Genomic DNA, 21,290 nt, shown 5'->3' with positions numbered 1-21,290 from the left:
GATGGAGGAGACAGACATGGAGAACATCACGATCATCGGTGCGGGCCCCGGCGGCCTCGTGCTCGCCAGGGTGTTGCACGTGGGCGGGATCGCGGCCACGATCTACGAGGCCGAGCCCTCGCCCCAGGCGCGTACCCAGGGCGGACACCTGGACATTCACGAGGCGGATGGGCAGGTGGCCCTCGCGGCGGCCGGCCTCACGGACCAGTTCCGCGCGCTCATCCACGAGGGTGGTGAGGCCACGCGCGTGGTCGACCAGGACGGCACCCTGTTGTTCGACCAGCCCGACGACGGTACGGGCGGCCGCCCTGAGGTGCTTCGCGGCGAGCTCCGCCGCATTCTGCTGGAATCGCTGCCCGAGGGCACGGTCCGGTGGGGCAGCAAGGTCACCGAGGTCGCGCCCCTCGGCGGCGGGCGGCATGAAGTGCGCTTCGCGGACGGCAGCACCACCTCGACCGACCTCCTGGTAGGTGCCGACGGCGCCTGGTCCCGCGTCCGGCCGCTCGTCTCGGAGGCGGTGCCCGAGTACTCCGGCGTGACATTCGTGGAGACCTACCTGTACGACGTCGACGAGCGTCACCCGGCGACGGCCGAGATCTCCGGCGGCGGTGCGCTGTTCGCCCTGGCCCCGGGGCGGGGGATAAGCACACATCGCGAGGCGGGGGGAGTGCTGCACGCGTATACGCAATTGAAGTGCCCGGCCGAGTGGGCGGACGGTATCGACTTCGGTACCCCCGCTGCGCTGTCAGCGGTCGCGGCAGAGTTCGACGGGTGGGCCCCCCAGTTGTTATCGCTGATCACCGACGCCGATGTGTCTCCTGTGGTGCGGCAGCTGCACACGCTGCCGACCGGCCATCGGTGGGAGCGCGTGCCCGGCGTGACGCTCGTAGGCGATGCCGCCCACCTCATGCCGCCGGCCGGCGAGGGGGCCAATCTCGCGATGTACGACGGCGCCCGGCTCGGCCAAGAGCTCGTCGCGTGCGGGGGTGACATCGAGTCTGCACTGAACGCGTATGAGTCGGAGATGTTCTCGCGCTCGGAGGCGGCTGCGCACGATGCGCATGGAATCGTGGACCTGTGCCTCGGCGACTCCGCGCCGGGCGGACTCGTCGCGTTCTTCGAGGAGGGGCTCAGGGGGAGCCGGTGATCAGCACGAGCGAGCCCGCGTAAGTGCTCTGTTCACGCAGATGGCCGTGGCGTTCGTCCCAGGCGCCGCTCGCGAGGTCGGAGCGCAGGGCTGTGATCGCGCGGTCGGTGACCGCCTCGTCGACGAAGCTCCATGCCGAGTTGGCCAGGCGTGCACCGGGTTCCAGGAACATCTCGGGCCGCCCGTAGTACGCCTCCGAGAAACCGTCGCGGCAATCCCTAGGAATGGGCAGCGGAGTGACCGCGGCGCTCCCGCCCAGCGCATCCGAGATCCGGTCGAGCCCGGGGTATCGCCGCGCCTCGGTCTCCAGCACCTCGGGCGCATAGTCGTCTAGCCAGAAATCGTGTACGCGAGCGGGGTCGCACGTCATGATCACCACGGGACCGGTTGCGACGCGCCGCATCTCGGACAGCCCGCGATCCAGATCCGCCCACTGATGCACCGTGAAGGTCGCTATGGCGGCGTCGAACGACGCGTCCGCGAACGGGAGTTCCTCGGCGACCGCGTCGACGGCCGTGGGGAGCCGCGTGGGCCGTTGCCGGCGCATCGAGGCCGAGGGCTCCACGGCTGTCACATCGATCGCGGTCGGCTCGTACGATCCCGCGCCCGCGCCCACATTGATCACCGTCCGTGCGTCGCCGAGGGCGTGTTCGATCGCGGCCCGCAGGAACGGTTCCGGGCGTCGGTATGTGCTGTAGCCTCGCCCGATCCGCGCGTAGTCCGCATCTCCTGCACTTCCGTCGCCGGCCCTCATGGCCGGACGGTATGTGGTCCGTGGCTCGCAGCGCAACGGGATTACCGCGCGGCCGAGTAGCGCACTACGCGTGTGCGCAGGCGCGGAACGGTCCATGCTGGAGGTTGCGGTGGATCGGGCGAACGGGAGGTGCGGTGTGGGGCTGACGAACATCCTGGGGAGACTCGCAGAGGCGGTCGACCATCGCATCGGATGGATGAACCTCCCCGTACCGTTGGGGATCGCGGTGCTGATGGGCCTGCGGTCGCGGATGCGCCGGCTCAACCTCCAGGACGCGGGGGCGGAACCCGTCGATGTGCCTCGCGGCACGCTGGCGCGGGCGCGTACGGTCGACGGCGCCTACACGGACGCCGAGAAGCCCGCGATGGGCTGCGAGGGCTCCGCGTTCGGCCGCAACGTTCCGCTCGACGCCGCCCGCCCCGAGCCTGATGAAGACGTCGTCGGGTCACCGAGTCCCCGCGCCGTCAGCGAGCGACTGCTCGCGCGTCGGGGGTTCGCGCCTGCGACATCGCTCAACATGTTGGCCGCCGCGTGGATCCAGTTCGAGGTGCACGACTGGGTCGACCACGGTGCCGAGGACGCGACGACCGCATGGGACGTGCCGCTGGCGCCCGGCGATTCCTGGGGTGAGCACCCGATGCGCGTACGCCGCCTGCCGACCGTCCCCACTGTCCTGCGTGGACGCGGCTCCCAGCCCGGTCCTCCCGCCGTCGCGAACAAGACGAGCCACTGGTGGGACGCTGGGCAGATCTACGGCCCCACAGCCGCATACGCGGATGCGATCCGCACGCGCGAGGGCGGCCGGATCGCCCTCGACGCGACCGGCCTGCCGCATGCCGCGACGGACCGGCTGCTGGACCCGCGCGGTACAGTCGCCAACTTCTGGGTCGGTCTTGCACTGTTGCACTCGCTGTTCCTCGAGGAGCACAACGCGATATGCGCGGCGATCGCACGTGAGCACCCCGAATTCGACGACCAGCGTCTCTACGACGCGGCGCGGCTCGTGGTGGCCGCGGTGATCGCGAAGATCCACACGGTCGAGTGGACTCCCGCCGTCATCGCCCACCCGACGACGCGCTACGGGATGCGTGCCAGCTGGTTCGGTCTGTTGGGGGAGCGAGTACAGCGGCGTTTCGGCAACCGCACGAGAAGCGATTTCCTGCAGGGGATTCCGGGGTCGAAGACCGATCACGACGGCGTCGACTACTCGCTCACCGAGGAGTTCGTCGCGGTGTACCGCATGCACCCGCTGATACCCGACACCATCGCGATCGGCGGCCTCGACGGGTCGGCACCGCACGAGACCCCCGTTGCCGACCTCCTGACGGACAGGGTGCGTCCGTACCTCGAAGAGCACGCGGCGCAGGACCTTCTGTACTCGTTCGGGCGCGCACATCCGGGTGCCCTGCAACTGCACAACTTCCCGGACCTACTGCGCGACTTCCATCGGATCGACGGCCGTGTCGATCTCGCGACCGCCGATATCCTGCGTACTCGGGAACGGGGGGTCCCCCGCTACAACGAGTTCCGCCGGCGACTGCGGCTGCGCCCGGTGCGCACATTCCTGGAACTGACCGGTGACGTCGCGTCGGCCGCGGAACTCGAGGAGGTCTACGGTGACGTCGACCGGGTGGACACCATGGTGGGCCTGTACGCGGAGGCGAAGCCGAAGGGGTTCGCATTCGGTGACACCGCGTTCCGCATCTTCTTGCTCATGGCGTCGCGTCGCCTGCGCAGCGACCGCTTCTTCACGGACGACTTCCGTTCGGAGGTCTACACGAAGACCGGCATGCGCTGGATCGACGACGCATCGTTCAGGTCCGTTCTGTTGCGTCATCACCCGGAGCTCGCGCCGGCGCTCGATGGCGTCCGGAACCCGTTCGCGCCGTGGAAGTCCACGGTGCATGAGCAGCGCACGTACATCGAGTACCGCGCCGATCTCGAACAGATTCCTCCCGACGAGGCGGCCACGATCGAGAAGATGGTGCGGTCGCTGCGCTCCGACAGCGAGTACGCGACGAAGAAGTTCCACCGCGGCCTGCGTGATGCGCACGCCAAAGCGCACGCGCTCCTGCGGGGTGATCTGGTGATCGAGCCGGACCTGCCGGAGGAACTCGCACAGGGCCTGTTCGCCCGTCCGGGTATCTATCCGGTCGTCGCCCGACTGTCGACGACCTCGGGTGCCATACGGCACGACAGGATCCGGGGGATCCGGGGTTTCGCCGTCAAGGTGCTCGGGGTCGAGGGGGAGCGCTGCCGCGCCGATGGCGCCGATACCCACGACATGCTGTTCGTATCGCATGCGGGCTTCCCGTTCGCGGACGCGAAGTCCTACTCGTTCGGCGGGATGCTGTCGGCGTGGCTCCTCGCACGCCTGCCGGACGGTGTTCTGTACCCGATCGAGCTGCTGCTGTCGGGGCTGCGGCAGTGTCACGTGCGGCTCGGCCCGGCGCTCGATCTCGTCTCCCACCCCAACACGCATATCCTGGGGCTGAGCTTCTTCACCGCGGCACCGCTGAGGTACGGGCGGTACGTCGCTCGGCTGCGGGTGGTGCCGTCGTCACCCGAGGTGAGGGCGCTGGTCGGGAAGCCACCGATCGCCAGAGGGCACGATGCGTTCGCCGACGACGTCCAGGCGTTCTACGCGCGATCCGCGGCGGAGTACGAGGTGCAGGCCCAGCTGTGTACGGATCTCGCTGCTATGCCTATCGAGGACGTGCGGCACGAATGGCCCGAGGACCTGTCTCCCTTCCGTACCGTCGCGAGACTGAGTTTCCCGCAGCAGGATCCGCACACGCCGGAGCGGCTGGAGTTCGGTGAGAACCTGTCGTTCACGCCGTTCACCGGGCTGGCCGCGCACCGCCCGCTCGGCTCGATCAACCGGCTCAAGCTCCGGGTCTACGACTCGTCGAGTGGATACAGGCACAGCGTCAACGGCGTAGCGCGAATCGAACCTTCGATCAACGAACTGCCGCAATAGATCTCGCCGCAGTTACCCGGCGGGGGCGAGGCGGCGCCGATAGGATGAGGGGCATGCACGGCCGTTGGCGGGTGATCGACCGCCCCGTCGAAACAGGGGAGGCGGTGGCCGCCGTGCGCACCGGCGGAGGTGTCGTGCTGGCCGGGCCCGCGGGAGTCGGCAAGACGACGCTCGCGCGTCGCGTAGCGGACGGTCTCGGGCCCGCGGTCCGCTGGGCCGCCTGCACCGAGTCTTCGCAGGGCGTGCCGCTGGGCGTCTTCGCTCCGTGGCTTCCCTCGATCCCCGGGCGCGATCCGATCGCGCTACTCGCCGCCGCGCGCAGTGCGTTGCTGGCGGCCCCCGAGATCGGACACGGCGGCAAGGAGCCGGCTTTCCACACGGCCGCTGTCGTCGCCGTCGACGATGCGCACCTGTTGGACCCGCTATCGGCGATGCTGTTGCAGCAGATAGCGATCGACGATGCCGCGCGGATCGTCGTCACCATCCGCACCGGCGAGGCCGTGCCCGCCGCCGTGACCGCCCTGTGGAAGGACGGGCGAATGGCGCGTGTGGAGATCGGGGCGCTCGGGCGCGACGAGACCGTGGAACTGGTCGAGAGCGTGCTCGGCGGGCCGATCGAAGGTCTCAGCGCCGACGTCCTGTGGAACGTTTCGGCAGGCAACCCACTGTACTTGCGGCACGCCGTCGAGGGTGCGGTCGCTGCGGGCCGGCTCGACGAGGTCGCTGGTGTCTGGCAGCTACGCGGCACCGCCGCCGTTCCCGAGGGACTCGCGGACCTGCTCGAGTCGCGTATGGATGCGGCCGCGCCCGCAGCGGTGTCGGTCCTGCGGCACCTGGCGTTCTGCGAGCCTATGCGGCTCGCGACGCTCGCCGAGTTGGCGGGCGACGAGGCCATCGACGCCGCCGAGTCGGCCGGGTTGGTCCGCATCGTCGATACCGATGGTGCCCCGCACGCGAGGATCGCGCACCCGTTGTTCGGAGACGCGGTCCGGCGGCGGACGGGTGCCGCGACGTCGCGCCGGATCCGTGGGCGTATCGCGGGCGCGCTGCGAGACCAGGGCGTGGATTCGGCCGCCGATCGAATCCGGTTGGCACGCCTGCACATCGACAGTGACCAACCGGTCGATGCCAAGTTGCTGCGCGCGGCCGCGAAGGACGCGGTGTCTCTCGCCGACCTCCCGCTCGGCGAGGCGCTGGCGCGTAGGGCCTTCCAGGCGGAGCGGGACGTCCCGTCAGCGGAGCTGCTGGCTCGGGCGGTCATGTGGCAGGGCCGCCCTACCGAGGCCGAGGAGATCCTGTCCGGTTTCGCGGCCGATGAGATGGGTGAGCTGGATCTGGTGCGCTGGGGTATCCCGCGCCTGTCGAACCTCTTCTGGGGCCTCGGTGACACCGCTCGCGCGCACGCGTTGCTGGACCTGCTCCAGGCACGCGTGATGTTTCCGGCGCTGGCCCGCGTCGTGGCCGCCATCGGTGCCACGGTCGCGATTCACGAGAATCGGTTGGCTGAGGGGCTGTCGACTGCTGACGATGTGGTGTCGGATCCACAGGCACCTGAGCAGGCCGTCGAGCTCGCAGCATTCGCCGCGGGCCTCGCACTCGGGCCCGGTGGTCGCGGCACGCGCTTCCCTGCCATCGCCGCACGCTGCCGCGGTGGCAAGTCCACCGACGGGCTGATCCACGCCATGATCGGATACGGCGAGGTGCTGTCGCTGGTGTACCTCGGGCGGATCGATGAGGCGCAGCGACACCTGAGGGAGCACGGCGGATTCTCGTCCACAGGCCAGTTCACGGGCTGGGCGATCGCGCGGATCAGCGCGGGCCTGGTCGACACGCATTCCGGACGGTTCCCGGCCGCGGTCGCGGCGATCGAGGAGGCTCTCGCCGCCCTGAATGCCGAGTCCTCGCTGCCCTGGCGGTTGCCGGCGCGCCTGATCCTCGTGCGCGCGTACGCGGCCCTGGGACGGGCATCGGAGGCGGAGCGGGTGCTGGCCGACGCCGATGAACACGTCGGGCCCCAAGTGGCCGTGCATGATCCGGCGCGGACGCTGGCGCGCAGTTGGGTACTTGCCGCGCGTGGGGCGGACCGATCTGCGGCCGACCTCGCCTGCACCGCTGCGACCCAGGCACGCCGCACGGGGCAGTGGGCACTCGAGGCCGAATCCCTGCACCATGCCGCCAGGTTCGGCAGTCGTGGCGTCGGTGGACGGCTCGGGGAGTTGGCGGGGCGGATCGACGGCGACCTGTGCGAGAGGTTCGTCGAGCACGCCGAGGCGGTGGCAGCAGCCGACGCCGATCGTTTGGCCCGGGTGTCGCACCGCTTCGAGGAGACGGGCGTGATGCTGTCCGCGGCCGACGCCGCGGCGCAGGCGGCGCGCCTGTTCGACGTGGCAGGGCGCCGAGGAGCCGGGGCCGCCGAGGCGGCGCGCGCTGCAGGACTCGCGCGCGAATGTGGCGGTGCCGCAACGCCTGCGCTGCGGGACGCCGTTCGGCCGCTGCCGCTCAGTGCCCGCGAACGCGAGATCGCGAGCCTCGTGGCCGAGGGCTTGTCGAACCGGGATATCGCCCAGCGCCTGACGGTGTCGGTCCGCACCGTCGAGGGCCACATCTACCGGGCCTGCATCAAGGTCGACGCGCCCGATCGCGACGTGCTCGCCGCGCTCGTCCGCTCCCGGCGGTGACCACCGGAGCTGTGAGACGTTGAGCGAGTAGCGGGATTCGAACCCGCGTGGACGGTTTTGCAGACCGCTGCCTCACCTCTCGGCCATACCCGCATGCGTCCACGATTGTGCAGGCCGCCCGGTTCGTGCAGGAAGGGTTGCACTCACAGGGGCGCGAATCCCTTCCACCTGCATCGGCATTCGCTGAGAGGCTGGTCACCATCCCTGCGACGCGGTTCCGGAGTCGGATCCGGCGCGGGTATCATCGCCGGGTGCGCGGCCGTCGGCCGCGGCCGAAAGGGAAGGTGTATCTACCTGGCTCCCCCCGAGGGTGACTAAGGCGGCACGAGAGCGTCGCGGTCGCCCGCGGGAGAGTTACGAGGTACGGATTATGCACGGCACCGTGGACCGCGAGGCCGAGGGGACGTCCCTGATCGGTCTGGCGGGCCCCACCTACTTCCCGGTGGCGTTCATGGCGCGTCTGCCCTACGCGATGATGGTGGTCGGTGTACTGACGCTGGTCGTTGCCGGGCGTGGATCGCTCGGATTCGCCGGTCTCTCATCTGCGTGCGTGGGTGTCGGGGTCGCGGCCTTCGGTCCGCTGCTGGGCGCCGCGGCGGATCGGTTCGGGCAGCGGCGCGTCGTGCTGGTAGCCGGGATCGTCAACGGGTTCGCACTATCGGCGCTCGCGTGGCTCGTGTTCAGCCCACTACCGGGAGGCGCTGTGCTGGCCGGCGCATTCGCGGTTGGCGCGTCGGCGCCGCAGGTGTCGCCGCTATCGCGCAGTCGCCTCGTCGGAATGATTGCACGTGGCCTTCCGGAGTCCCGACACGCGCGGGTGACTACCGGCCTGATGGCCTACGAGTCTGCCGCCGACGAGGTGATCTTCGTCTTCGGGCCCGTGATCGTGGGCCTGCTCGCAACCACGCTGAACCCGGCGGCACCGATGATCGGAGCGGCGGTCCTGACGGCGCTGTTCGTCACCGCGTTCGCGTTGCATCCGAGCGCTCGTGAAGTTGCGGAACACGAGGAGCGCGCCGAGCAGGCGTCCAAGGGCGAGCTGGTGCGCCCGGGGCTCCTCGCGGTATACACCGGTGTTCTCGGTATGGGCCTGTTCTTCGGCTCGGCGCTGACCGGGTTGACCGCCTTCATGCAGGACCTCGGCCATGCCGAGCGTGCGGGCCTGTTCTACGGCGTGATGGGGGTCGGCTCCGCGGCCTGCGCGCTTGCGACCGCCCTGGTCCCTGCGAGATATCCGCTGGCGGCGCGCTGGCTGGTGTCGGCGGTGACCATGCTCATCGGATCGGCGATCGTGGCCACGGCATCGACGCTGCCCGTGATGCTCATCGGCATGCTCGTGGCCGGGGTCGGTGTGGGACCGACCCTGGTCACCGAGTTCAGCCTCGCCTCGGCGCGCAGTCCCCGTGGGCGTGCGTCCACGGTGATGACGATCGCCGGTTCCGGAATCATCGTCGGACAGTCCGCTGCATCGGCGATCAACGGCTGGCTGGCCGATTCTCTGGGCACCGCCGCGGCGCAGTGTGCGCCGGCAGTAGCATCGGCGGTCATCCTGTCGGCCGCGCTGTGGAACCGCTTCCTGTCACGAAACGCGTTCTGAGGACGCCTATCCCGTTATATAGCGGGATAGGCGATCACACGGCTCGGTTCGTGACGGCGCATCGAGTCACGCCAGCGCCTGGCCGAGGCGCACCAGGAACGGCGCCTGGCCCTTCACCAACTTCTGTGTCGCGGTCGTCAGGTCGAACCACTCGGCGCGGTCCACCTCGGGGAACTCGGCGGTGCGGCCCGAGCGTGGCGGCCATTGCATCGTGAACGTGTTGGACACGATGGACGACGCGTCGAAATCGCCCTCACGGGCGAACGCGATCACGGTCTTGCCGCTGGTCCGCACGCTGCCCAGTGGCAGCACCGGGCCCGCCGGGGCGGGCGACCCGAGCTCCTCCGCGAACTCGCGCTCGGCCGCGGACAGTGGCTCCTCCGAGGTGTACTCACCCTTCGGGATCGACCAGGCATGATCGTCCTTCTTCGCCCAGAAGGGGCCGCCCATATGTGCGATGAGTACCTGGACGCCGCCGGACCGGTGGCGGTACAGCACGAGCCCGGCGCTGGTGACCACGCCTCAGTACTCCTTGACGCACACCGTGAGCGCCGGGTTGGAGTAGAAGTACGACTTGGTCCATGCGCCGCGGCACAGCTTGTCGTCCTTCTTACCCGGGACCACCGACACCACGGTCACCGTTCCCGGTGCGTTGCACCGTGCGGCCGGCTGGATCCATCCACCCCTCGCGGGTGAGCTGTAGCAGTAGTTGACGTTCAGGTTGGGGGCCAGACAGTAGGAGCGGCCGCGGGATACGGACGGTTGGTCGTCGGCGCACGTCTGTCCCACGGGCATGATCTTCACGACACGGTACGGTGAACCGCCGTTGCCGCAGTCGCCCACCTGCGGGTCGCTCGCAACCCCGTACAGGCAGTCGTTCACCTTGAACACCTGCCCGGCCGCGTCGGACTGCGGCGCCTGCCCGCTGCTCTCGCCGGCGCTGTTGTGCGAAGGGTTACCGAGTGCGACCACGAGGATCGCGAGTAGGAGCGCGGCGAGCGAGGCCACCGCCAAGAGGGCCACGACCAGGGTGCGGCCGCCGCCACCGGTGCGGGCCGGTGGGTGCGTCGCGATCGCGCCCGTCACGACCGCCTCGGGCGGAACCTGCACGCGGGGCTTCTGCTCGGGGATCGCCTGCGAGTACGCCTGCTCGACGTGATAGCCCTCGGCGAGACCGGACGAGTCGGATTCGTCTCCCGGCCCGGCCTCCGCCGGCGACGCGGGATCCTCGGGCGCAGCGGCATCGGCCTCGGGTGCCGCGTCGGCCCGGGGATCGTCGGGTTGCGTCATGGAAGCGGGTTTCCTCCGTGGACCGTTCTCTCGTACGGGCGGGCGGGTGACGGCGATCAGGCGCTCGCGGCCTTCGCCTTGGCCTTCATCTCCTTCTTGTAGGCACGGACCTTTGCCAGCGACTCGCCGTCGACGACGTCGGCCACGGACCGGAACCCGGACTTACCGTAGTCGCCCACTGCCGTGGCCCAGCCGCGCGGCTTGCATCCGAGCTGCTTGCCGACGAGCGCCGCGAAGATCTTCGCCTTCTGCGCGCCGAACCCGGGCAGGGCCTCGATGCGTTTCACCAGGTCCGCGCCTGACGACGCTTCCGTCCAGATCCGGCTCGCGTCGCCGTCGTACTCGTCGACGACGATGCGAGCGAGTGTCTGCAGCCTCGCCGCCATCGCGCGGCCGTACCGATGGATCGCGGGTGGTGTGGTGCACAGCGCCTCGAAGGTCGCAGGATCGGCCTCCGCGATCGCCTTCGGGTCGATACTCCCGAAGCGTTCCAACACCTTCCACGGTCCCGCGAACGCGCGCTCCATGGGGAACTGTTGATCCAGCAGCATCCCCGCGAGCAGGGCGAACGGGTGCTCGGACAGGACCGCATCGGACTCGGGTTCCTGCGTGATGCGCAACACGGGCGTGGTGGACATGCCGTGAGCTTACCGACCGTACCTGCGGATCGAACGGTGGCGGCGCGTCCTGTATGAGGCGGTGTCGCGGCGCCCCTTAGTCTCGTTGGAGGAACCGACAAAGCGGAGCGAGGAGCGAGACGGTGTCGAACATCGAATACGACGTACGGGACGACGTGGCGTACGTGCGCATCAACCGGCCGGAGAAGCACAACGGGCTCACCCTGGACATGATCGACGACCTGGCCAGGGCGGCGGATCGTGCCAAGCGCGACCACAGTCTGCGGGCCGTCGTCCTCACAGGCGACGGACCGTCCTTCTGCTCGGGTCTCGACTTCGCATCGGCGGGCAAGGAGCAGCGGCGGCTACTCATGAACTTCGTGCCGCGCCGCACGTCGGCTGCCAACAGCTTCCAGGCCGCGGGGTGGGCCTGGCGGAGCGTGCCCGCGCCTGTGATCGCGGTGGTGCAGGGGCACTGTTTCGGCGGCGGTCTCCAGATCGCGCTGGGCGCGGACTTCCGGTTCGCGCACACAGGCTCCGACTTCTCGATCCTCGAGGCCAAGTGGGGACTGATACCCGACATGTCCCTGTCCGCGTCCATCGCGCAGCTCACCACGATCGACGTAGCGAAGCGCCTGACGATGACCGGCGAGACGTTCTCGGCCCAGCAGGCGCTCGACTGGGGCCTGGTGAGCTCCGTGTCCGATGACCCCGCGGCCCAGGCCGCCGAGCTCATCGAGAAGCTCAAGGAGCGCTCGCCCGACGCGGTCGCCGCGTCCAAGGCGCTGTTCGAGAACACCTGGTACAGCGGCTCCCGGTTCTCGTTCCCTGTGGAGCAGGCGCTGCAGTTGGGCCTGCTCCGCGGCAAGAATCACGCGATCGCGCGCAACGCGGCCCTCAACAAGGAGACGCCGGAATTCATCGAGCGTCAGTAGTCCGGGATACGCGGCCGGCGACCAGCATGTAGACGACGCCGATCGCGAGCCACACCGCACCGACGATCTGCGCGGTGTGATCTGCGAACACCAGCACCGCGATGAGCGCCGCGATCCCCACTACCGGCACGACCACGGAGCGGAGTACGTCCGTCCCTCGGAAGTAGCCGACCACTGAGGCGTGCACCAGTACGAATGCGCTGAGCGCGCCGACGGACACCGTCGACGACAGCAGGTCCAGACCGTCGTCCTTGTTCGCCGCCCACACCGCGACGATGCCCGTCACGGCGGTGACGCCGACGGTCGCGACCACGGGGACGCCGCTGTGCTCGGACACGCGGGAGAGCCGACGCGGCAAGCGCCCGTCGCGAGCCATGGTCATCGTCACGCGCCCGCCGGCGGCGAGGCCGACCATGCCCGCGAACGCGGCACCGACCGCCTTGGCGTAGCTCAGGAGGGTCGCGATCCATGGTGCGACCTCGCTGCGGAGGGTGTCGTAGTACAGCGAGCCCTGAAGTGAGGGATCGGCGGCGAGATGTGCCGGGCTCACCGGTGCGAGGACCTCGGCCACGTACGACTGCGCCACGAACAGCAGTCCGGCGAGCGCGAGGCATGCGACCATCGCCCGCCCGACGAGAACCGTCTCGCCTCGGGTCTCCTCCGCGAACGTCGCGATCGCGTCGAAGCCCAGGTAGGCGACTGCGGCCACCGAGACCGCACCGATCACCGCGGTCGGCGAGAAACCGGAGGCGCCGGTGAACGGCGTCCACAGGCCGCGATGTGCCCCGCCGGAGGTGATGACGGCCAGCGCTCCGCCGATCGCTAGAGCCAATGCGACCACTTCGGCCACGACGATCACGAGCGCCGCCCGCGCGAGGTAGGCCACGCCGGCCAGATTCAGCACGGTCGCCACCACCAGTGCGCCGGCGCTGAACACCCACGCCGGCACCTGCGGGATCGCCGAGTGCAACGCGATGCCCGTGAACAGGAAGGCCACCGATGGCACGAGGAAGTAGTCGAGTAGGACCATCCAGCCGCCGATGAAACCGGCGCGCGGTCCGATGCCGACGCTCGCGTAGGAATAGACCGAGCCGGCGCGCGGAACGGCGCCGGCCATTCGCGCGTAGGAGATCGCGGTCAGGGCCATCACCGCGGTGGCGACGACGTACACGGTGCCGACCGCACCGCCGCTGCGGGCATCGAGGGGACCGAGGATTCCTACCGCGGCCGCCGGGCCGATCATCACCAGCCCGTTTCCCACGAGGTGCCGCAGGTCCATCACGCGGTGGAGGTCGGGTGCGGTCTCGGTCATGCGCGGCTCCTGAAGTTCGTCGGACCCGCCCAGGCTATGCGGTGCGTTCACGGATCGCGTGGCCGCACCAGACCGTTGTCGAAGGCGTAGACGATGGCCGCGGCGCGGTCGCGCACGCCGAGCTTGGAGAATATCGACCCGATGTGGCTCTTGACGGTCACGGTCGAGATGACGAGCTCCGCCGCGACCTCGTCGTTGGACAGCCCACGCCCGATGAGTGCAAGGACGTCCTGCTCGCGTGCTGTGAGCGGGCCTTCCACCTGCCTCGCCGTCGACGGTGCCGGGGCGGCCCGGTACGCCGCGAGCACGCGAGCCGTGACCGCGGGATCGAGTACCGCCTCGCCGTCGGCGACCAGCCTCGCCGCCCGGATCAGCTCCTCCGCGGGCGAGTCCTTGAGCACGAACCCCGCGGCTCCGGCGCGGAGCGCCTCGGACAGCAGATCGTCGTCACTGAAGGTGGTGAGTACGAGGACGGGGGGCGCACCCTCGTCGGCCGTCAGACGGCGAGTGGCCTCCATGCCGCTCATGCGCTTCATGCGGAGGTCCATGAGAACCACGTCGGGGGACGACGCGGCGACGGCCGACGGCACCTCGTCACCGTCAGCGCATTCGGCGACTATGTCGAAACCGTCCTTGCGGCGCAGGATCCGGCGCAGCCCGGAGCGTACGAGCTCCTGGTCGTCGACGAGCAGTACCCGGATCACGTCATCTCCTCGAGTCGGGGTCGCACCGGGCAGTTCCGCACTGCAGCGGGCTCGGCCGGGAAGAGGGCTTCGACGCGCCAGGCCCCGTCGTCGGGTCCGGCGCGCAGGCTGCCTCCGACGCTCTCGACGCGATCGCGCATCCCGCCCACGCCTGAGCCGCCGGCCTGTGCCCGTACATCCGCGGGGAGTACGTTCCGGATCCGAACCGCGAGCGCATACCCGGGCTCGGGTCCCACGGTTACGTCGACGCGCGTCCCAGGGGCGTGCTTGGCTGCGTTGGACAGGGATTCCTGTACCACCCGGAATGCTGCGAGTTCGGTTGCGCTGGTGAGGGTCTCAAACGGATCGCGGAGCCGGAGCGACACCTTGGAGCCCGCGCGGTGGAACCCTGCGACGAGTTCGCGCAGGTCTCCCAGGCCCGGCTGGGGCGTGCTCGGGGTCGTGTCCTCGCGCAGCAGGGCGATCGTGCGGCGCACGTCGGTCATCGCGGCGCGGCCCTGTTGCTCTGCGTCGCGGAGGGCGTCGAGTGCCTCGGCGCGGGCTTCGACGTCGAACGAGGTGGGATCCGCGTCCTCCTGCAGGGCACGCCGAGCGCCGGTGACGTTCAGCAGCACGATCGACAGCGAGTGCGCTACGACGTCGTGGACCTCGCGTGCGATCGCGGCGCGGTCGAGGGCCTCCTGTGCGATGCGCTGCCGGCGCTCGGCGCGCAGGAGTTGCAGCTGGTTCTGCAGGAGGTAACCGACGGCCGAGCCGAAGCACAGCATCATCATCCACAGCCACATCTGCGGCACGCGGTGCGCGATGCCTGCGGCGAGCAGCGTCAGGTCGAGTGCGACGAGATGAGCGAACGCGATGCGCAAGGGCGTGACGGCCGCGGCGGTCGTGGCGCACAGAACGAGCAGCATGGGTACGGCGTCGACGGCCGTGGGCACCATCCAGAACAGCGCTGCCGAGGCGATCACGACGGCGGTATGCAGCGCGATAGAGAGCTTCTTCCTGTCGAACAGCACACCGACGACGGTGCACAGCGACGCCGAGGCCGCGAGCGCGAGCCACAGCCATTGGATGCCGCGGGGCCCGTCCAGCAGGCGCGGCACCAGGGCCGAGATGAGCAGCGAGAGACTACCCAGATCGGTGATGAACATGTAGCTCGGCGGGTACTCGTACCCGATGAGTGCGAATGCACGGCGGTACCGCGCCTCCAACCAGCGCATCCGCCGAGTCTAGCCACGGGGTGGCCTGGGCGTCCTCCTCCCGGAGGCGGAACCTGCGCCCCGCCCCCGGGCGGGGAGAAAGTTCCTCCCGCGGGCCGCTGACCTGGGGTGATCGGCTCCGTAGCGTTCTAGTCACCCGGAGACCCCGGGGGGTGAGGCCGCCCGGAGGAGCCGGGCAGGCGAAAAGAGGAGGACGACATGTTCTGGATCGTGACGGGAGCCGTACTGATCGGGCTGCTGTGGATGGTGCACGACTCCGACCCCGTCGACTTCCGCGGGCGCGAGATCCGCGACGCGGTGGCTCGACGTGACGCCCAGCGGGCTCTTGCGGCACGCCGGGTCCGCCGGGCGCGATACCACCTGCGGGTGGCGGGCCAGTTGCAGGCGGTGGGAATCGCGGTGGCGCACGGGCGCCGGCGCGCAGGAACGCGGAACGGGCACGGCCTGGCCGGGGCACACTGAGGAGGCTCGACAGTGGACACGACAGCAACCACGAAAGCAGGAGACACGATGACCGCGGTGACGACCCGGCGGGTGCGGCACTCGCTCACGTCCGGGGCCACCGGGCTCCTCGACGGGACCACGACGCTGCTCGGCGGTGGTGCACGGCTCGTCCTCCAGGGCGGCCTCGGACGGCGGCTCGGTCTGCCCGACGCCGACTGGCACCTCACGCCCGAGGACACCGACAGCGGCATGCACGGTGGCGACGACGAGGCTGGGCCGATCACCGACGACGAGGCCGCGCGTCTGCGCGACGCACCGCACAGCGACGGTGGACCGGTCGCCACGTCGCTGCGCTACGTGTTGCGCGAGGGCGACCTGGTCTTCGCGAACGCGGATGAACTGGGCGAGGTGTGGCGCTCGGACCTGGCCGGCGGGCCGGGGCGCATTGTCGTGGTGTCGAATCCGGCGCATATCAAGTCGCTCATGACGGCGTCGCCGGACATCGCGCCGTCGGCGACACGGTTCTCTCCGCTGCGGCCGATCATCGGGCCGAACTCGGTGCTCACGTCGATTGGTCCGCGACACAAGCAGCAGCGCGGTCTGCTGCTGCCGCAGTTCCACGGGCGCGCAGTGGCGGCGTACCAGGACAGGATCGTGGCGTCGACTGCTCGGCGTATCGACGAGTGGGTGCCGGGGGAGCCTGTGCGGCTCGCCGACCTCGGCCAGCAGATCACGCTCGACGTCATCATGTCCGCGGTCTTCGGCATCGAAGAGGTCGCGTATGCGACGCCCTCGGAGCGGGCCGTGCGGGAGTCGATGGTGCGCCTGTTGCACCTGTCGACGCATCCGCTCGCCACCATCGCGCAGCTACTGAACTCCCGTAGCCGTGAGCCCAAGGGGCTCTTGCGCTGGGTGCTCGAACCGCTCGACGACGCCGTGTACCGCGTGATCGCCGAGCGGCGCGCGGAGGGCGCGGGCGGTGCCGACGGAGGCGGCCGAACCGACATCATGACGGTGCTCATGGCGGCCCGCGGTGATGACGGTAACCCGCTGAGTGACAGTGAGATCCGCGATGAGCTGCTGACACTCGTGCTGGCGGGGCACGAGACGACGTCGAACACCGTCGCGTGGACCTTCGAGCGGCTTACTCGGCACCCGGACGTGTACGCGCAGGCAGTCCAGGCCGCCCGTGGCGAGGATTCGACGTACATCGACGCCGTCATCAACGAGTCGATGCGTAGCCGTCCCGTCGTGCCCGTGGTCGCTCGGGAGCTGTTGCGGCCATGGCGGTTCGGTTCGGTGTCGGTGGACCCGGGAGTCGTGGCGCTGGTGAACATCCTGCTGCTGCACCACCGCGACGATCTGTACCCGAAGCCGTTCGCATTCGATCCCGAGCGGTTCGTCGGTGTGAAGCCCTCGCCGCACCAGCTGATGCCGTTCGGCGGCGGCAACCGCCGTTGCCTGGGCTCGGGTCTTGCCATGGTCGAGCTGAAGGTCGTCGTCACCGAGATCCTGCGGCGCGTCGACCTCGCCACTACGGCCGCCGCACCCGAGCGGCCTCGGCACCGGAACGTCACGATGATCCCCGGCGACGGCGGCCTCGTCACCGCCCTGGCCCGCCACTAGGCTCTGTGCGCTGGGCGTCGGGTCTGCGCGCTAGATGCGGGTGCCGCGTTCATCGCCGAGGCGGATGGGCGCGATCTGCTCGAAGACGTCCCCGGGCCCCGGGTTTCCGGGTGCGGTGGCACCTCCGAGGTGGTGGACGATGCCCCAGACGGCGTTGAGCGCCGTCTGGATCGCACCCTCGGCCCATCCGGCGGTCCATGAGACGTCGTCTCCCGCAAGGAAGAATCCGCGGTGACGCTCGTCGAGGCGGTCCTGCATGAAGTGCGTGTAGAGCCGCTCCTGGTATCGATAGTGGCCGGGCAGGTTCGCCTTGAACGCGCCCATGAAATACCGCTCCGTCTCCCACGAGACGGTCTTCGGTGTTGCGATGATGTGGCTGCGGATGTCGACGTCCGGGTAGATCTCGCCCAGTGATTTGAGCATGAGATCCATGCGAGCGTTCGCGTCCAGGGGTAGAAGTTTCAGAGAGTCGTCCGACCACGTGTACGAGAGGCAGACGACTCCCGGCCTGTCGTCGCCGTGGTCCAGCAGATATGTGCCGCGGCTCATCCGGTCGGTCAGGGTCATGGACATCGCCTCTCGACCGGTCGTGGGATCCACGTCCTTCCAGAACGGGCGGTCGACCAGAGCGAACACCTTGGAGCTGCCCATGTAGTGCGTGCGCTCGACGGCGGTCCAGTGATCGATGGGCAGGAGGTCGTCGTCGCAGTCGATGGTGTTCAGCAGCATCCACGCCTGTCCGGTGAACAGCGCGGCGTCGTAGCTGCGGATCTCGCCGGCGGCGTCGGTGATGGTGTAGCGGTATCCGCCGGCCCTGCTGGTCCGGCGGATCGCGGTGACAGCCGGCCGCGGCGCGCCTCCGTTGAGGTCCTTCACCGACACACCGTCTTCGCCGAAGGGTGTGTCCCACAGCCGCATCGGCAGCTGGTCCGACCCTCCGACGATTCCGCGGTGGTGATCGTCCGCGGCGGTGCACGTCACGCGCAGGATCTCCAGCATCGAGTTGGGGTAGTCGGTGTCCCAGCCGCCTGTTCCGAAGCCCACTTGGCCGAATACCTCACGGTGCCGGAAGGACCGGAAGTGGTCGCTGTCCGTGAGGAACCCGTAGAAGGTCTGGTCATCGAGGCGCTCGACGAGGCGTCCCCACACGTTGCGCAGCCGGGCTGCGTCGCGCCGCCGGATCGCATCGGTGAGCTCGGCGGCATCGGCGTGGTCCGCGAGCGTCGCGTCCCACGCTGCGGCGACGTCGCGGTACACCTGCGGCAGGTCGTTCACGGTGCGCGCGAAGTGCGCCTGGCCCTTGAGGTCGACCACCGTACTCGGAGTCGCCTCCGAGAGTGGGTTGGGGAAGGGCGCGGTGTCGAGGCCGAGCTCGTTCAGGTAGTGGTACAGGGTGGTCGACGACGGCGGGAAGCGCATGGCGCCCATCTCGGCGACGATGTCGTCGTCGTAGCCGTCGAACCGCTCGGATCGCATGCGCCCGCCGATCCGTTCCGCCTCGTACACGACGGGTTCGAGTCCCAACCGCGCCAGGTGGCGGGCCGCGACCAGGCCGGACAGGCCGGCGCCGATGATCGCGACCTCGGTGCCGCGCGCCGACTCCGGGATGGATCCGAGCCCCTCCGGTGACGCGACCCAATCGTCGTATGCGAACGGGAAGTCGGGGCCGAACATCGTGAGCGGTGGCTCGTCGGCTCCATCGGCGTGATGGTGGTTCACGGGCTGCGTCATCGGACATCTCCTCGCGGGTACAGGTCGGGACGGCGATCGGCGAGATGCGTGTTGACGCGACGGCTCTCGGCGAGCGCGGCCCGGGAAGCGGTGAAGGACAGCAGTTCCGGCTCGCGACCGGCGCGGGCGAGTACCTCGCCGTCGGCAGCCACTGCGACGCTCAGGCCGCAGTACTCGAGTGAATCCTCTGCGCCGCAGCGGTTCGCATAGGCGATATAGAGCTGCGACTCGTACGCCCGTGCCGGTACGACGTGCTCGGCGATGAGGTCGTAGGGCCGCATCAGGCCGGTCGGTACCAGCAGCAGCTCGGTGCCGGCGTCGGCATGCGCGCGGACCGTCTCCGGGAACTCCACGTCGTAGCATGTGAGCAGGCCACAAGGAAAACCCTTGTAGGAGAACCTGACCGGAAGTTCATCACCTGGCGCGAACCGCGACCGGTCGATATCGCCGAACAGGTGGGTCTTGCGGTAGCTCGCGAGCACGCGACCGTCCGGGGCGACGACGGTGACCGTGTTGTAGACGCGTCCGCAGTCCCGTTCGGGGTAGCCATAGGCGATCGCGAGGTCGTTGTCCGCAGCCACCCGAGCAACGGCCTCGTGGTAGGAGCCGTCGACCGGCTGCGCGAGATCGGCCGCGGCCGCGCCGATGTCGTATCCGGTCACCGACATCTCCGGCGTGACCAGGATATCGGCTCCCCGAGCCGTGCGCGCGGCCTCGGCGATGGCGGCCAGATTGCGGGCCACGGTCGGGGGCCCGGGGTGTGACTGCGGCCCCTGCAGTAGGGCGACGGACAATGCGTCAGGCATGCTCGGCCTCACGAGCTCGCAGTCTCGAACGACGGATACCGTAGCCGAAGTAGACGGCCAGGCCTACGACGGTCCACAGCCCGAAGGCGATCCATGTGGGCGCCTCGAGCTTCTCCAGCAGATAGCCGCAGAGTGCGACGCCGATGACCGGGACGACCGGGAAGAGCGGTGTACGGAACTTGCGTTCTAGATCGGGACGCTTGTACCGCAGCACGATCACCGCGATGTTCACCAGGGCGAAAGCGAAGAGCGAGCCGATCGATGTGGCGTTTGCGAGTTCGCCCAGGGGGACGAGGCCCGCCAGCAGCCCGACGAGGACGGCGACGATCACGATGTTCGCAGCCGGGACCCGGCTGCGGCGGCTGACTCGGGCGAAGACCGGTGGTACGAGCCCGTCCTTGCTCATCGTGTAGAGGATGCGGGTCTGCCCGTAGAGGACGGCGAGGACGACGCTGGCGATAGCGACTACAGCGCCGATGGACAGGATCACGGCCGGCCACGTCGAGTGCGTGACACTTGCGAGGACCTTCGCGAGCGACGCCTCGCTGCCGCCGAACTCGGCCCAGCGCATCGCGCCCAGGGCGGCGAGCGCGACGAGGCAGTAGAGGACCGTGATGATGCCGAGCGAGTAGATGATCGCGCGCGGGAGGTCGCGCTGTGGGTTCTTGGCCTCGTTGGCGGCGGTCGACGCCGCGTCGAATCCGATATAGGAGAAGAAGACCTGCGATGCCGCCGCCGTCACGCCGGCGACGCCGAGCGGCGCGAACGGGCTCAGGTTACCCGCTTTGAAAGCGGTGAAGGCGACCGCGCAGAAGAACACCAGCACAACGAGTTTCAGACCCACCATCACGGTGTTGAGCACGGCGCTCTCCTTGGCGCCGCCGAGCAGCACCAGCGCGGCGAGTGCAACGATGACCATCGACGGGATGTTCACGGTGCCGCCGTCGCCGGGCGGAGCTGCGAGCGTCTCCGGCAGCTGATATCCGAAGATGTCGTTCAGCAGCTCGTTGATGTACTGGCCCCAGCCGACGGCGACGGCCGCGATGGAGACGCCGTACTCGAGCAGCAGGCACCACCCGCACACCCACGCGAAGAACTCACCGATGGTGGCGTAGGTGTATGAGTAGGAGCTACCGGAAACCGGTATAGAGCTTGCCATCTCGGCATAGGACAGCGCCGAGAACAGCGCCGTGACGGCTGCGAGCACGAACGAGACGATGACGGCCGGACCGGCCTTCGGCGTCGCCTCGCCGAGAATGACGAAGATCCCGGTGCCGAGCGACGCACCGATCGACAGCGCCGTGAGATGCACGACGCCCATCGAGCGCTTGAGTCCCGCGCCGTGTGAGGCATCGTGGGTGTCGACGGCCGCGTTGTCGGCGACGATGCGGTCGACCGATTTCCGAGCGAGGAGCGCGGAGCCGAGTCCCCGGCTGAGGGGCTGTGACATGT

At 69.3% G+C, this 21,290-nt stretch carries 16 protein-coding genes, 1 tRNA gene and 1 pseudogene; 7 read left to right on the top strand and 11 right to left on the bottom strand.

Going from position 1 to position 21,290, the window contains the following annotated elements; genetic code table 11:
- Position 1 precedes the first annotated feature (1 nt).
- The gene (locus P0W64_RS07625) at positions 2 to 1,147 is read left to right on the top strand and encodes an NAD(P)/FAD-dependent oxidoreductase (RefSeq protein ID WP_275479479.1); all 1,146 of its coding nucleotides are present in this window, start codon (positions 2 to 4) and stop codon (positions 1,145 to 1,147) included.
- Here P0W64_RS07625 and P0W64_RS07620 read toward each other — a convergent pair.
- On the bottom strand, positions 1,131 to 1,901 hold the full coding sequence (locus P0W64_RS07620) for a class I SAM-dependent methyltransferase (RefSeq protein ID WP_275479478.1): 771 nt from the start codon (positions 1,899 to 1,901) through the stop codon (positions 1,131 to 1,133). The two genes, P0W64_RS07625 and P0W64_RS07620, sit on opposite strands and share 17 nt — an antisense overlap.
- Before the next feature lie 196 nt (positions 1,902 to 2,097).
- On the opposite strand from P0W64_RS07620, the pseudogene P0W64_RS07615 reads away from it, so the two are divergent.
- Positions 2,098 to 3,795, top strand: a pseudogene (locus P0W64_RS07615) (peroxidase family protein); the annotation flags it as partial.
- A 1,139-nt stretch (positions 3,796 to 4,934) separates the two neighbouring features.
- On the top strand, positions 4,935 to 7,559 hold the full coding sequence (locus tag P0W64_RS07605) for a LuxR family transcriptional regulator (protein WP_275479477.1): 2,625 nt from the start codon (positions 4,935 to 4,937) through the stop codon (positions 7,557 to 7,559).
- A gap of 22 nt (positions 7,560 to 7,581) precedes the next feature.
- On the opposite strand, the gene P0W64_RS07600 is transcribed toward P0W64_RS07605, so the two are convergent.
- Positions 7,582 to 7,652 (bottom strand) — tRNA-Cys (locus P0W64_RS07600).
- Positions 7,653 to 7,929: 277 nt separating this feature from the next.
- Here P0W64_RS07600 and P0W64_RS07595 point away from each other — a divergent pair.
- On the top strand, positions 7,930 to 9,156 hold the full coding sequence (locus tag P0W64_RS07595; RefSeq protein WP_275479476.1) for an MFS transporter: 1,227 nt from the start codon (positions 7,930 to 7,932) through the stop codon (positions 9,154 to 9,156).
- Positions 9,157 to 9,222: 66 nt separating this feature from the next.
- Here P0W64_RS07595 and P0W64_RS07590 read toward each other — a convergent pair whose 3' ends face one another.
- The 3 genes from P0W64_RS07590 to P0W64_RS07580 are packed head-to-tail and all read right to left on the bottom strand — an operon-like array spanning position 9,223 to position 11,084.
- Positions 9,223 to 9,675 (bottom strand): NUDIX domain-containing protein, encoded by a 453-nt coding sequence (locus tag P0W64_RS07590; RefSeq protein WP_275479475.1) that lies wholly within the window; start codon positions 9,673 to 9,675, stop codon positions 9,223 to 9,225.
- Positions 9,676 to 9,678: 3 nt separating this feature from the next.
- Positions 9,679 to 10,446, bottom strand: coding sequence for a hypothetical protein (locus tag P0W64_RS07585; RefSeq protein WP_275479474.1), 768 nt, complete (start codon positions 10,444 to 10,446; stop codon positions 9,679 to 9,681).
- Positions 10,447 to 10,502: 56 nt separating this feature from the next.
- Entirely contained in the window at positions 10,503 to 11,084 is a 582-nt protein-coding gene (locus tag P0W64_RS07580; RefSeq protein ID WP_275479473.1) for an HhH-GPD-type base excision DNA repair protein, read from the bottom strand.
- A 122-nt stretch (positions 11,085 to 11,206) separates the two neighbouring features.
- Between P0W64_RS07580 and P0W64_RS07575 the strand changes: the two genes are divergently transcribed.
- Complete coding sequence (locus P0W64_RS07575; protein ID WP_275479472.1) at positions 11,207 to 11,998, top strand: crotonase/enoyl-CoA hydratase family protein; 792 nt, start codon at positions 11,207 to 11,209, stop codon at positions 11,996 to 11,998.
- On the opposite strand, the gene P0W64_RS07570 is transcribed toward P0W64_RS07575, so the two are convergent.
- The 3 genes from P0W64_RS07570 to P0W64_RS07560 are packed head-to-tail and all read right to left on the bottom strand — an operon-like array spanning position 11,982 to position 15,231.
- Complete coding sequence (locus P0W64_RS07570; protein WP_275479471.1) at positions 11,982 to 13,310, bottom strand: APC family permease; 1,329 nt, start codon at positions 13,308 to 13,310, stop codon at positions 11,982 to 11,984. The genes P0W64_RS07575 and P0W64_RS07570 overlap by 17 nt on opposite strands.
- A gap of 47 nt (positions 13,311 to 13,357) precedes the next feature.
- Positions 13,358 to 14,014: a response regulator transcription factor gene (locus P0W64_RS07565; protein ID WP_275479470.1), complete on the bottom strand. Its 657-nt coding sequence runs from the start codon at positions 14,012 to 14,014 to the stop codon at positions 13,358 to 13,360.
- Positions 14,011 to 15,231 (bottom strand): histidine kinase, encoded by a 1,221-nt coding sequence (locus tag P0W64_RS07560; RefSeq protein ID WP_275479469.1) that lies wholly within the window; start codon positions 15,229 to 15,231, stop codon positions 14,011 to 14,013. The genes P0W64_RS07565 and P0W64_RS07560 overlap by 4 nt, the downstream gene beginning before the upstream one ends.
- Positions 15,232 to 15,429: 198 nt before the next feature.
- Here P0W64_RS07560 and P0W64_RS07555 point away from each other — a divergent pair, with 198 nt between their 5' ends.
- Positions 15,430 to 15,693, top strand: a complete 264-nt coding sequence (locus tag P0W64_RS07555; protein ID WP_275479468.1) for a hypothetical protein — start codon at positions 15,430 to 15,432, stop codon at positions 15,691 to 15,693.
- 48 nt (positions 15,694 to 15,741) lie between these two features.
- Positions 15,742 to 17,301, top strand: coding sequence for a cytochrome P450 (locus P0W64_RS07550; protein ID WP_275479467.1), 1,560 nt, complete (start codon positions 15,742 to 15,744; stop codon positions 17,299 to 17,301).
- 30 nt (positions 17,302 to 17,331) lie between these two features.
- Here the strand turns inward: P0W64_RS07550 and P0W64_RS07545 are convergent, their stop codons facing one another.
- From P0W64_RS07545 to P0W64_RS07535, 3 genes are read right to left on the bottom strand one after another with little or no spacing between them, the layout of a single operon-like run.
- Entirely contained in the window at positions 17,332 to 19,032 is a 1,701-nt protein-coding gene (locus P0W64_RS07545; protein WP_275479466.1) for an NAD(P)/FAD-dependent oxidoreductase, read from the bottom strand.
- Positions 19,029 to 19,838, bottom strand: a complete 810-nt coding sequence (locus P0W64_RS07540) for a carbon-nitrogen hydrolase family protein (protein WP_275479465.1) — start codon at positions 19,836 to 19,838, stop codon at positions 19,029 to 19,031. Before P0W64_RS07540 ends, P0W64_RS07545 begins: the two co-directional genes overlap by 4 nt.
- On the bottom strand, positions 19,831 to 21,288 hold the full coding sequence (locus tag P0W64_RS07535) for an amino acid permease (protein ID WP_275479464.1): 1,458 nt from the start codon (positions 21,286 to 21,288) through the stop codon (positions 19,831 to 19,833). The genes P0W64_RS07540 and P0W64_RS07535 overlap by 8 nt, the downstream gene beginning before the upstream one ends.
- Positions 21,289 to 21,290: the final 2 nt, after the last annotated feature.

Origin of the sequence: Tsukamurella sp. 8F (genome assembly GCF_029167375.1) — a bacterium.
Classification (GTDB): domain Bacteria; phylum Actinomycetota; class Actinomycetes; order Mycobacteriales; family Mycobacteriaceae; genus Tsukamurella.
Note: the sequence above shows the minus strand (reverse complement) of the source record. Positions and strands in the feature narration are given on the sequence as shown.